This window comes from Novosphingobium terrae, assembly GCF_017163935.1.
Taxonomy (GTDB): Bacteria; Pseudomonadota; Alphaproteobacteria; order Sphingomonadales; family Sphingomonadaceae; genus Novosphingobium; species Novosphingobium terrae.
Genome location: NZ_JABVZR010000002.1, coordinates 931,261 through 942,454, shown reverse-complemented (window position 1 = coordinate 942,454; position 11,194 = coordinate 931,261). Strand labels below are relative to the sequence as shown.

Below are 11,194 nucleotides of genomic sequence, written 5' to 3'. Positions count from 1 at the left end.
TCAGGCTCCCACCACCGAGGGCAGCCACAGCGCCATCGCGGGGATGGCGATCAGGCAGGCCAGATGCAGGAAATCTGCGACGAGGAAGGGGATCACCCCGCGAAAGATCGTGCCCAGCGACAGATCCTTGGCCACCCCCTGAAGCACATAGATGTTGAGCCCCAGCGGCGGGTGAACAAAGCCCAGCTCCATGGTGCGCACCAGAAAGATGCCGAACCAGATCGGGCTGTAGCCGAGCGTATGGGCGATGGGCAGGAAGATTGGGGTGGTCAGCAGCATCAGCGCCACGCCGTCGAGGAAGCTGCCCAGCAGCAGCAGCACGGCGGCCATGGCGATGATCGCCAGCACCGGGCTGGCATGCAGGCCGATGACGGCGTTCGACATCGCCTCGGTGATGCCGCTGATCGAGACGAAGGTGGCGAACAGCATCGCGCCGATGATGACCAGATAGATCATGCCCGCCGTGCGCAGGGTGGATTGCGCGGCCTTGGCCAGTGCGCCGAGCGAGAAGGCTCCGCGCAGCGTCAGGATCACCAGAGCCGCCACCACGCCGACCGAGGCGGCCTCTGTGGGCGTGAACCAGCCGATCATCAGCCCGCCCAGCACGAACAGGATCAGCAGCGCGATGTCGGCAATCTTGGTGAGGGCGCGCAGGCGTTCGCTCCAGGGCGCGCGGGCGATGGCGGGCGCCAGTTCGGGTTTGAACGCGCAGAGGATAATGATGGTCGCCAGATAGCTGATCGCCTGAGTCGCCACCGGGATCAGCGAGGCGGCAAAAAGCTTGCCGATGGATTGCTCGGCGATGATGCCGAAGACGATCAGCGCGCCAGAAGGGGGCACCAGCGAACCCAAAGTGCCGCCTGCAGCCAGAGCGCCCGCAGCGAAACCGGGCTGGTATCCGGCCTTGCGCATTTCGGGCAGCGCCACCGAACTGATCGTGGCGACGGTGGCCAGCGACGATCCGCTGATCGCGCCAAAGCCCGCGCAGCCCGCGATGGAGGCCAGAGCCAGCCCGCCACGCCGATGGCCGACGAATTTGGCGGCGACTTCAAAGAAATCGCGGCTGGCCCCGGCGGCAAAGCAGATATGCGCCATCAGCAGGAACAGCGGCAGCACGCCGAGTTCATATTTGCTCATGATGTCGAAGGAGGTGACGGCGCCCTTGGTCAGTGCCGCCTCGGGCGAGATCAGCACGGCCATGCCGCCAAGGCCAACCAGTGCGAGGCCGACGCCGATGGGCACGCCCGCTGCCAGCAGGATCAGCAGAAGCGCGACGCCGGCAGTGCCGATCAGTTCGGGCGCGATCATGCCTGCGGCCCCTTGATGGCGCGGCGCAGGAACAGGGCGGCGATGGCGATGGTGGTCAGCAGCCACAGGGCGCGCAGCCAGCGCAGGGGGATATGCAGCAATTCGGTCTGCTCGAAGCCGCTCCACAGTTCGGCGTTGAGGCGTGCCGTGCCCAGCGCCAGCAGCACAAACAGCAGCGCGCCGAACAAAGCGGCGACTCGGGCCAGACGCCCGGCGTTTTCCGGCGAAAGGCGCGCCGTCAGCATATGCACGCTGGCGTGATGGAAATCGAGCGTGGCCACCAGCATGGCCGAGGTGGAGAGCAGCACAATCGCCGCCTCTGTGATCTCGATCGAGCCCAGCAGATGCAGGCCGATATGGCGCCCGGCCACGGCAATCGCATCGGAGCCCGCCGCCAGAACCAGCCCCAGCGCGCCGGGCGTATAGGCGGCCAGCATCGCCATGCGGCTCCATCGTGATGGAGCAGGGCGCTCGGGCGCAGTATCGCCGGCCTCGCTTGGGGGCATGATGTCCTCTTTCCCTTCTGGCGCTCTGCGGCGCATGGTGCTGGCGGGCGGCGTTGACAGGCTGGCCGTCAAGGCGTCTAATACCCCTATCCAGTAGATGGTAGATTAGGAAGATAATTGATGATGTCAACCAATTTGCAGCCGGAGCCGGTTTATGGCCAGTAAGGTGGCAGGTGGCGGCAGGGTGGCTCAGACCCGCGTTGTGGAGAGCGCCACGGGCGTTAAACTGGGGCGGCTGGGCGATTTTGTCGGCTTCCGTTTGCGGCGCGTGCAGAATCAGCTCTCACGCGATTTCGCGGCGGTGACGGCGGAGCGTGGACTGCGCTCTGGCCTGTTTTCCTCGCTGGCTTTGATTTCCGCGAATCCGGGGCTGTCTCAGGCCGAATTGTCGCGGGAAATCGCCATGGACAAGTCGGTCACGGTGACTTTGGTGGATGAAATGGAGCGGCGCGGCTGGGCCGAGCGCAAGCGTTCTCCTACTGATCGGCGGCGCCATGCGCTCTATGTCACGCCTGAGGGCGAGGCGCAGCTGGAAGAGATGTTCGCACTGGTCAGCGAGACGGAAAATGCCGTTTTGCATCAGCTGTCTCCGGCGGAATTGCTGCTGCTGAGCGAGCTGCTTGATCGCATGTATGCTGTCTGTGTGGCGGAGGATGGTGGGGAGGCTGTAAAATAGGTGATAAAAAATAAGGTTGACTCATTCTACCATTATCAGCATCTTTCCCGGCAGAAGCAGAGTGCAGCGCCGATAGGCTGAATGCGGCCGTCGGGAGAGGATGACCATAGGGGGCCTGTGTAAGGCCTCCGCTTACCCTCGTGCTGTCCATCTGCGCGTGCATGCATTGCAAGCGGGAGGATAATCATGAACATAACCGCGTTTCGGGCCGCAACCCTGATGAGTTCCGCACTGGCGCTGACCCTGATCGCGCCGGCGGCTCATGCTCAGGATCAGGCCCAAAATCAGGCAGCGACTCCGGCTGCCGTGCCGCCGCCCGCCGCCCCTGAAACGCACGCCGATGCCGACATCATCGTCACCGGCAGCCGCGTGCGCGGTGTGGCGCCGATTGGCTCGCCGGTGGTGGCGATGAGCAACAAGGATATTGCGCAAGCCGGTCGCGTGACCTTGCAGCAGGCGATTCAGGATCTGCCGCAGGTCTTCAATCTGGGCGTTTCGGAAGGGTCGCGCGGCCAGACGGGCGGCGCGGGCAACATCGTCTATGGCAATTCGATCAACCTGCGCGGCATTGGCCCCAATGCCACGCTGATCATTGTTGACGGGCATCGCGTGACCAACAATGGCCGCTCGATCGATCCGTCCATCCTTCCGACGCTGGGCGTGGAACGGGTTGAGGTGGTGGCCGATGGCGCGTCGGCCATCTATGGTTCGGATGCGGTGGCGGGCGTGGTCAACCTCATTCCGCGCCGCAATTTCAATGGTCTGGAAATGGTGGCGCGCGGCGGTATTTCCGATGATGGCGTCTACACCGAAAAGACTTTGGGCGCTGCCTTCGGCCACAAGTTCAACGGCGGGCAATTCACGCTGGCCTATGAGCATGTCGAAAAGAGCAATCTCAACGGCAATGACCGCAGCTTCTTCCGCTCCAACCAGACCAGCTCGGGCGGTAACAATTATTCGGTGACGAAATGTGCGCCCGGAACGCTGAAGGCAGGCGGTGTATCCTATGCCATGCCGGGACAATTGACGCAGGCCAATGCCGGAAGTCTGGTCGCGGGCACATCGAACAGCTGCAACGATTTGCAGGGTCAGGATCTGATCCCGCGCCAGCGCTATGACAGCATGAACGGCACCTTCGATTACGCCATCAATGACTGGCTGAGCTTCACCGCCGACGGTTTCTATTCCTATCGGGCCTTCCAGCGCCTGCCCGCTTACGCCAATGCCACGATCACTGTGCCCTCCACCAACGCCTTCTTCGTGCGCCCCAATGGCTTCACCGGCAACAGCTACACCATCGACTACAACTTCATGAATGACAGCCAGCGCAACATGAGCTGGGGCCATTCGGAAAGCTGGCAGATCTCGCCGGGCCTCAAGGTGAAGCTGCCGCATGGCTGGCAGTTCGAGGCGCTGTTCGACAAGGGCCGCACCTATGATATCTCAAGCTCCACGGCGGGGCTGAACAACACGGCGCTCACCGCCGCGCTGGCCAGCAGCAATGCGGCGACGGCCTTCGATCCCTATGGGCTGGGGCGCACCACTGCGGCGACACTGGCGGGGATTTTCAACCAGGTCTCGATCAACCCGACCATTGGCCGCTTCACCGGTTACGAGGCGCGGCTCAACGGTTCGCTGCTGCATCTGCCGGGCGGCGATGTGAAGCTGGCGCTGGGCTATGAAGGGCAGCAGTTCAACATGTCGCTGGGCACGCAGAATGGCGTGCCGGGCGTGGCCTATCGCTGGACCAATCCGGGTCGCCGCGTCGATTCCGCCTATGCCGAGCTGGTGGTGCCGGTGTTCAGCGGCGCCAATGCCATCCCCGGCCTGCGCAAGCTGGAGCTGGACGGCGCGGTGCGTTACGACAAATATTCCGATGTGGGCGCCACCACCAATCCGAAGTTCGGCGTCAACTGGTCACCCATCGAGCGGATGACGGTGCGCGGCAGCTATGGCACCAGCTTCCGGGCGCCCACCCTGCCGCAGATCTATGGCAACACCAGCCAGCTCTATGTGCAGAGCTATCAGAACCCCACAGGCGGCGCGCCGATCACGGGTGTGGCGCTGTCGGGCGGCAATCCGGGGCTGAAGCCGGAAACCGCCAGCACCTGGTCGGTGGGTGCGGATTACAATCCGGTGCGCAATCTGCGCCTGTCGCTCACCTACTGGAATGTCGATTACAAGAATCAGGTGATCGCGCTGCTGTCTGACCTTTCGGTGTTGACGCGCGCCGCGCAGTACAATGGCACCGGGCTGATTGTGCAGGGCACGCAGGCCTCGCAGATCGTGGCCAATTATATCGCTGGCGGCATGGCGGTTTCGGGCGCTTTGCCGGGGGGCAGCGCGGCCAATGTCACCACCTTTGTCGATGGGCGCAGCCAGAATCTGGGCCGCTCGATCACGCGCGGTTTCGACTTTTCGGCCAATTACCTGCTGCCCACCGACAGGATCGGTAATTTCACCTTCAATCTGGCGGGCACCTATCTCACCCAATATCTCTCGCAGCAGACGCCCACGGCGCCCTTCCTCAATCTGCTGAACCAGATCTATCAGCCGTTGCAGTTCAAGGCGCGGCTTAGTGTGAATTGGGATATCGGGCGTTTTTCCGCGATGGTGCGGGCCAACCATCTGGGCGGCTATGCCAACACCGCCGCCACGCCGGTGCAGAAGGTGGCCAGCTACACGCCGATCGACCTCAACCTCAGCTTCCGCGTGGGTGACAAGGCCAAGCCTTTCACGCTGGGGCTGGAGGTGCGCAACCTCTTCGATGTGAACCCGCCCTATGTGAATGTGGCGCCCAGCAGCAATGGCGGCGGCGGCTATGATGCCACCGCCACCGATCCGGTGGGCCGTCTGATCGCTGTCTCTGCAAGGAAGACGTTCTGATGCGCGTGCCTCTCAAGCTTTGTGCCAGCCTTGCTGCTCTGGTCGCCGTGATGGGCGGAGGGCAGGCGCAAGCCCAACCCGCTGCTCCTGCCTTGCAGGCTGCGGCGGCGCCTTCCAGCTTCGGCCATTATCAGCCTCCGAAGCAGTTTACCGAGCAGGTGCATGCCACCTTCTATGTCCGCCTGCGCGATGGCACGCGGCTGGGGGTGACGGTGGCGCGCCCGGCGGTGAACGGGCAGGCGGCTCCGGGCAAGTTTCCGGTGATCTGGCATCATACGCTTTCCGCCACGCAGGAGGCTGCCGATGGCACCGGTCCGCGCGCGGCGGGGTTCCGCTCGATCCCCTCGCTCACCGATTACGGCTATGTGGTGGTGCAGGTGGCGCGGCGCGGCAATGGGCAGTCCTTCGGCACGATGCGCGGCTATCATGAGCGCAACGAGGATGCCGATGCCTATGAAATGATCGACTGGCTGGGCACACAGGACTGGTCGAACGGCATCGTGGGGCAATATGGCTGCTCGAACACCGGCGATGCGGCGATGCATGCGTTGACGGGGGACAATCCTCACCTGAAGGCGGTGTTTGCCGGGTGCTTCTCCTGGAACAAGTATGATGCCATGCGCCGGGGCGGCATCTTTGCCCAATGGGGCACCGGCCCCACGCGCACCGTGGCGCAGGATATGGCCATCGCCCCGGTCGATGAGGACAAGGACAAGACCCTGCTCCACGCCGCCGCGCTGGAGCATCAACGCGCCACGCCGCTGTTCGATCTGTGGAAGTCCATGCCCTATCGCGACAGCTGGGCGCCTTCGGTGCAGTCCACCTTCTGGCAGGAGGGCAGCGTGTCCTCCTATGCGCAGCAGGTGCGGCGTTCGGGTACACCGCTCTACATCATGGGCGGCTGGCGCGATGAATTGCGCGATCAGGGGCTGATTGCGCGGATGAACATCCCGGGCACGCGCATCCTGATCGGCGACTGGCTGCATTGCCAGAATGACGGCTTCGCATTGGTGGAGGAAATCCATCGCTTCTTCGACCGCTATCTGAAAGGCATCGATACGGGCTTGGAGGCTCAGGCGCCGATCCATTATTTCGTGGTGAACGCGGGCGCGGATCATAAGGGCGAATGGCGCGAGGCGAAGGACTGGCCCCTGCCGCAGAGCAAGCCGACGCCCTATGTCATCAGCCCCGCCGGTCTGCTGGCGGGCACGGCGCCTGCCAAACCGCTGCATCAGGCCTTCCCGGTCGATTACACCGTGACCTGCCCCGAGGGCGGTTCGGGATCGACGGTGCAGCCCTGCCATCTGCCGGGCAAAGGGCTTTCGATCGCGGGCAAACCCTTGGCGCAGCCGCTGGAGATCACCGGCCATGCGCTGGCCGATGTCTGGATCGCCGCCGACACCAAGGACGCCAACCTCTTCCTGCTGGTCGAGGATGTGGCGCCCGATGGCAAGGTCCGCGTGGTGACGGAAGGGCGGTTGAAGGCGTCCTTGCGCAAGCTGGACAAGGCGCCCTGGGCGCTGCCCGGCATCCCCTGGCACCGCGCCTATGCCGAGGATGCGCAGCCTCTCACACCCAATGAGCCAACGCGTCTGCAGTTCGACATCATGCCCACCTCTTACGTTTTCCTGCCGGGCCACAAGGTGCAGTTCACCTTCACCGGTTCGGACCATCGCGAGCGGGCGCGTGATCCTCAGGCTCAGCCCCGGACGATCACGCTGATCAGCGACAAGGCGCATCCTTCCACCGTCAGCCTGCCGGTGGTGGCGCAGTGATCCATTCCGGGCCGGGCGGCGACACGCTTCCCGGCCCGCTTTTCGTGAGATGATGACGATGACGATCTTCACACGTAGCCTTCTGTTGGCAGGCCTGTCGCTGGCCTGCGCGCTGCCCGTCCATGCCGAAGGCGCCCATTGGGGCCAGAAACTGCCCGAAACCGCCAACTCGCATATTTTCGCCCCCATCGTCCTGCCCGGCTCGGCGGATGAAGAGGCGCTGAAAAAGGCCGATTACGTGCAGGAGGAGTATCTCCTTTCCGGCACTGGCAACATCTATGCCGAGGGCTCCCAAGGCGGCCCGATCAGCGTGGCGAAATCAGGCGTGCCCTACACCACCCGCGTGGTGATCGTGCGCCCGCGCGACCCCAAAAACTTCAACGGCATCGTGCAATTCGCCTTCCAGCATCCCAGCCTTGCCGGCACGCAATGGGGCCGGATCGATACGCTGGTGCTGCGCACGGGCTCTGCCTATGCCGTGGTGATCAATGGTGGCGATGCGCCGAGCCGCAAGCTGGGCTCGCCGCAATTCCCGGTCTCGGCGCCCTATCTGCCGCGCTGGTATGATCCGGTGCGCTACAAGGCCTTCGACGTGCCCGAGGATGACGGCATCCGCTGGGACATCATCGGCCAGACCGCCAGCCTGCTGCGCGACCCCGGCAGCACAGGGCCGCTCGCCGGGCTGAAGGTGAGGCGCGTCTATGTCTCGGGCTGGTCTTTCCTTGGCAGCACGATCCGCAGCTGGATCAACTTCGGCTTTCATGACCGCTATCGCCGCAAGGATGGCTCGCCGGTGATCGACGGCTATCTGATCGGCATTTCCGCCGGTTCGGTGGAGGCCGGGCATGTCCCCCTGAATTCCACCGGTCCGCATGTCGATCATCGCCGTGACATGCTGCGCCAGATCGACGTGCCGGTGATCGAACTGACCTCATCCATGGAGGCGATCACCAATGTCTTTCCTCAGGCGCCCGAAAGCGACGCGGTGAAGGGCGGCCATCGCATCTATGAGCTGGGCGGGGTCAGCCATCTGGATCAGGGCACACACGCCCAGTTCAAGCCCGCCACGGAGCAATTGATCGCCCGCCATCACCCCGCCGCCAAGGAGGCGCCGGTCTGCACCGTGGAGGACACCGATGTGCCGATGCGCGATGTGGCGCAGGCCGCCATGGCCAACATCGACATATGGGTCAGCACCGGCAAGGCGCCGCCACGCACCAGCCGCATGCAGGTTCAGAGCGACGGCAAGGATTATGTCCGCGATGCTTTCGGCAACCCCTTGGGGGGCGTGCGGGTGGCGCAGCTCGACGTGCCGCTGGTGACCTATGCCGAAGCGCCTGCCTCGGCCTGCGGCGGGGTGGTGCCGATCCGCAATCTGAAGCGCCTGCCGGTCGATCCGGCGCTGCTGGCGAAAACCTATCCGGGCGGCAAGGCGGACTATCTCGCCAAATTCGATGCGCGGTTGGCCCGGTTGCAGGCGCAGGGATGGTTGCTGCCCCCCGATGCGCAGGAAGAGGGCCAGCGCGCGCGCGGCTATGCGGATCAGGCTTTCGGCGCCCGCTGAAACAGATCGGCTGCCCTCGATCGGAAAGTTCCGAAGTTTGGCGCCGTGGGAGGCGGCTGGAACCGCTTGGGTGTCGCCGGGTTGATCTGCCGAGAGGAGCATCATCATGGCGATCAAGGCGCCCGACACATCTGACGGCCTGACACCCGCAAGGGACCTGGCCGAGGGCATGCAAATGGCGTTCCCCGGCGCCTCGCCGGATTACCTGCAGGCCCGCAAGGGGCTGCTGGCTGAAGAAATCGAGCTGCGTCGGCATGCCACCCGGCTGGCGCAGCAGCGGCAGGCTCTGCCGCCGGGGCCCGTCATCACCGCGCCCTATCGCTTCAAGGACGAGCAGGGCTTCGATGCCACGCTGGCCGATCTGTTCGGCGATCACGACACGCTGGTCGCCTATTTCTGGATGTATGGCCCCCAGCGGGAGCGGCCTTGCCCGATGTGCACCAACTGGCTTGGCGCGGTGAATGGCAATGCGGCCGATATCAAACAGCGTGTCGCGCTGAAGATTTTCGGTCGCTCCCCGGTTGCCCGGCAGTATGACTTCGCGCAGGAACGCGGCTGGCGGCATCTCGATTTCGTGCAGACCGTCGGCGATGATTATGCCCGTGATCTGGGCCTGCTGAACGAGGATGGCACGGAAAATCCCGCTCTGGTGGTTTTCAGGAAAGACGGCTCAGCCATTCGCCTGTTCTGGATGAGCCAGATGCGGCGGGAGATGGCTGACCCGGGGCAGGACCCGCGTGATTATCCCGATATTGCCAGCCTCTGGTCGGTGCTGGATCTGACCCCGCAGGGGCGGGGCACGGATTGGTATCCCAGACTGTCATATTGAGATCGCGGCGCTCCGTGAGGCTGGGGTTTTGCGCCCCGTCAGACCTGTGTCTGCGCACGCATCCGGCTGGGCGGCAGGTCATGGAAACGCCCCCATGCCCTGCGCAGCTGGCGGGCCGAGCCAAAGCCGCTGCGTTCGGCCACGCCTTCCATGTCCAGCCGTGATCCGGCCAGCATGTCGCGGGCCAGCGCCACGCGCATGCGGCTGACGTAATCGCCCACGCTCATGCCGGTATGCTCGTTGAACAGGCGCGAGAGATTGCGCGGGCTGGCCGCTGCCACATCCGCCAGCCGCCCAACGGACCATGGTGCGGCGGGATCGGCGGCAACGGCATCCTGAACGCGGTGGATCACCGGATGGATATGGTTGCGCCCCTCCAGCCAGGGTGAGAGCTGGGGATCGCCGCCGCCCCGGCGCAGATAGACCACCAGATAGCGCGCGATGTTCAGCGCCACGCCATGCCCGGCCAGCTGCGTTACCACATGCAGCATCAGATCGACGCCCGCCGTGATCCCCGCGCTGCTCAGCCGGTCGCGATCCTCGACATAGAGCCGGTTTTCGCGCACCCGCGCCCGGGGGGCCAGCCGCACCAGATCCTGTGTGCAGGCGTGATGGGTGGTGCAGTCATAACCGTCGAGCAGGCCCGCGCGTGCCGCCATCAGCGCCCCCGCGCAGATCGAGAGCAGACGGATGCCGGGGCGCACCACCTGCCTCAGCCAGTCGATGATCGCCGCGCCCTGCCGGGCCGCCTCGCGGTCATCGGGCGGCGTGTTGGCGCTGCCGGGCACCACCACCAGCGCATCATCGGGAAGATGAGCGGGCAGGGGCGCAATGCCCGACACGCCAAGGCCGATCGAGCTGTCGGTGGCGGGCTGCGGGCCGACATAGGTCACCGCAAAGCGCACCGCGTCCTGTTCGAGATTGGCCTTGCGCAGCACCTCCATCGGCCCGGCGATATCGAGCAGCAGGACATGCGGCGGCACCACGACAAAGACCGGCACCGCGACAGGATGCGGTGCCTGTTTCACGCCGCCACCCTGTCCCGGACGGCGGCCAGCGCTTCTTCCACCGTGGCGATGCGCGCGAAGCGCCCGGCCAGCACGGCTTCGGTGCGGGCGCGCAGCTCCGCCGGGCTCCAAGTGTGGCCGGTGGCGTCGGTGATGGGGGTGGTCAGCGTGGCCTCGGCGACATAATCGACCGTATAGCCAAGGTCGGAGGCATGGCGCGTGGTGGTTTCGCAGCATTGCTCCGTGCGCAGGCCCGAGACGATCAGGCGGCGGATGCCATGTTCCGTCAGCCAGACATCCAGACCCGAGGCCACCAGCGCGCTGTGGCGGCGCTTTTTGAAGATGGCGTCAGGGCTGATCTTCAGGTCGGCAAGGGTCTCGACCAGACCGGAGGCTTCGGAAAATGGGCCCGCGTCGGTGATATGGAAGATCTGGAGGATGGGCAGGCCAGCGGCCCTGGCCCCGTCGATCAGCCTTTGCTGGCGCTCGATATAGGCGGGGAGCTGGTCCTCCTGCCAGCTGTCGAGATGGCGAAAGGATTCCTGGGCATCGATGACGAGCAGTGCGGTGTCGGACATGGCTGTCTCCATGGATGGTGAAGGTGAACCATCCTAGGCGCCCTGTTTCAAGGCGAAATGCCCGG

9 protein-coding genes are annotated in these 11,194 nt (G+C 64.7%); 5 read left to right on the top strand and 4 right to left on the bottom strand.

The genetic code is table 11. The annotated features are described in order from the left end of the window. Together HGK27_RS22595 and HGK27_RS22590 are read right to left on the bottom strand one after the other, a co-directional pair. On the bottom strand, nt 1–1,308 hold the full coding sequence (locus tag HGK27_RS22595) for a TRAP transporter large permease (RefSeq protein ID WP_241127752.1): 1,308 nt from the start codon (nt 1,306–1,308) through the stop codon (nt 1–3). Further along, a complete protein-coding gene (locus HGK27_RS22590) occupies nt 1,305–1,814 on the bottom strand; it encodes a TRAP transporter small permease subunit (protein WP_206245158.1) in 510 nt (169 codons plus the stop codon). Before HGK27_RS22590 ends, HGK27_RS22595 begins: the two co-directional genes overlap by 4 nt. A 154-nt stretch (nt 1,815–1,968) precedes the next feature. On the opposite strand from HGK27_RS22590, the gene HGK27_RS22585 reads away from it, so the two are divergent. The 5 genes from HGK27_RS22585 to HGK27_RS22565 all read left to right on the top strand — a co-directional run bounded on the left by HGK27_RS22585 (nt 1,969) and on the right by HGK27_RS22565 (nt 9,544). Then, nucleotides 1,969–2,490 carry a MarR family winged helix-turn-helix transcriptional regulator gene (locus tag HGK27_RS22585; RefSeq protein ID WP_206245157.1) on the top strand — a complete coding sequence of 174 codons (522 nt, stop codon included), beginning with the start codon at nt 1,969–1,971 and terminating at the stop codon, nt 2,488–2,490. Between the two features lie 186 nt (nt 2,491–2,676). Beyond that, nucleotides 2,677–5,376 carry a TonB-dependent receptor plug domain-containing protein gene (locus tag HGK27_RS22580; protein ID WP_206245156.1) on the top strand — a complete coding sequence of 900 codons (2,700 nt, stop codon included), beginning with the start codon at nt 2,677–2,679 and terminating at the stop codon, nt 5,374–5,376. Beyond that, a complete protein-coding gene (locus tag HGK27_RS22575; protein ID WP_241127750.1) occupies nt 5,376–7,151 on the top strand; it encodes a CocE/NonD family hydrolase in 1,776 nt (591 codons plus the stop codon). The genes HGK27_RS22580 and HGK27_RS22575 overlap by 1 nt, the downstream gene beginning before the upstream one ends. A gap of 58 nt (nt 7,152–7,209) precedes the next feature. Beyond that, nucleotides 7,210–8,715, top strand: coding sequence for an alpha/beta hydrolase domain-containing protein (locus HGK27_RS22570; RefSeq protein WP_206245155.1), 1,506 nt, complete (start codon nt 7,210–7,212; stop codon nt 8,713–8,715). A gap of 106 nt (nt 8,716–8,821) precedes the next feature. Further along, a complete protein-coding gene (locus HGK27_RS22565; RefSeq protein ID WP_206245154.1) occupies nt 8,822–9,544 on the top strand; it encodes a DUF899 family protein in 723 nt (240 codons plus the stop codon). 38 nt (nt 9,545–9,582) lie between these two features. Here HGK27_RS22565 and HGK27_RS22560 read toward each other — a convergent pair whose 3' ends face one another. Continuing rightward, on the bottom strand, nt 9,583–10,572 hold the full coding sequence (locus tag HGK27_RS22560) for a GlxA family transcriptional regulator (protein WP_241127748.1): 990 nt from the start codon (nt 10,570–10,572) through the stop codon (nt 9,583–9,585). After that, complete coding sequence (locus HGK27_RS22555) at nt 10,569–11,141, bottom strand: isochorismatase family protein (protein WP_206245153.1); 573 nt, start codon at nt 11,139–11,141, stop codon at nt 10,569–10,571. Before HGK27_RS22555 ends, HGK27_RS22560 begins: the two co-directional genes overlap by 4 nt. Nucleotides 11,142–11,194 lie beyond the last annotated feature (53 nt).

Excerpts from the sequence above, each read along its gene's own strand:
- HGK27_RS22580 (WP_206245156.1), top strand. The coding sequence starts at position 2,677 with ATGAACATAACCGCGTTTCGGGCCGCAACCCTGATGAGTTCCGCACTG.
- HGK27_RS22590 (WP_206245158.1), bottom strand. The coding sequence starts at position 1,814 with ATGCCCCCAAGCGAGGCCGGCGATACTGCGCCCGAGCGCCCTGCTCCA.
- HGK27_RS22595 (WP_241127752.1), bottom strand. The coding sequence starts at position 1,308 with ATGATCGCGCCCGAACTGATCGGCACTGCCGGCGTCGCGCTTCTGCTG.
- HGK27_RS22585 (WP_206245157.1), top strand. The coding sequence starts at position 1,969 with ATGGCCAGTAAGGTGGCAGGTGGCGGCAGGGTGGCTCAGACCCGCGTT.
- HGK27_RS22570 (WP_206245155.1), top strand. The coding sequence starts at position 7,210 with ATGACGATCTTCACACGTAGCCTTCTGTTGGCAGGCCTGTCGCTGGCC.
- HGK27_RS22555 (WP_206245153.1), bottom strand. The coding sequence starts at position 11,141 with ATGGAGACAGCCATGTCCGACACCGCACTGCTCGTCATCGATGCCCAG.
- HGK27_RS22575 (WP_241127750.1), top strand. The coding sequence starts at position 5,376 with ATGCGCGTGCCTCTCAAGCTTTGTGCCAGCCTTGCTGCTCTGGTCGCC.
- HGK27_RS22565 (WP_206245154.1), top strand. The coding sequence starts at position 8,822 with ATGGCGATCAAGGCGCCCGACACATCTGACGGCCTGACACCCGCAAGG.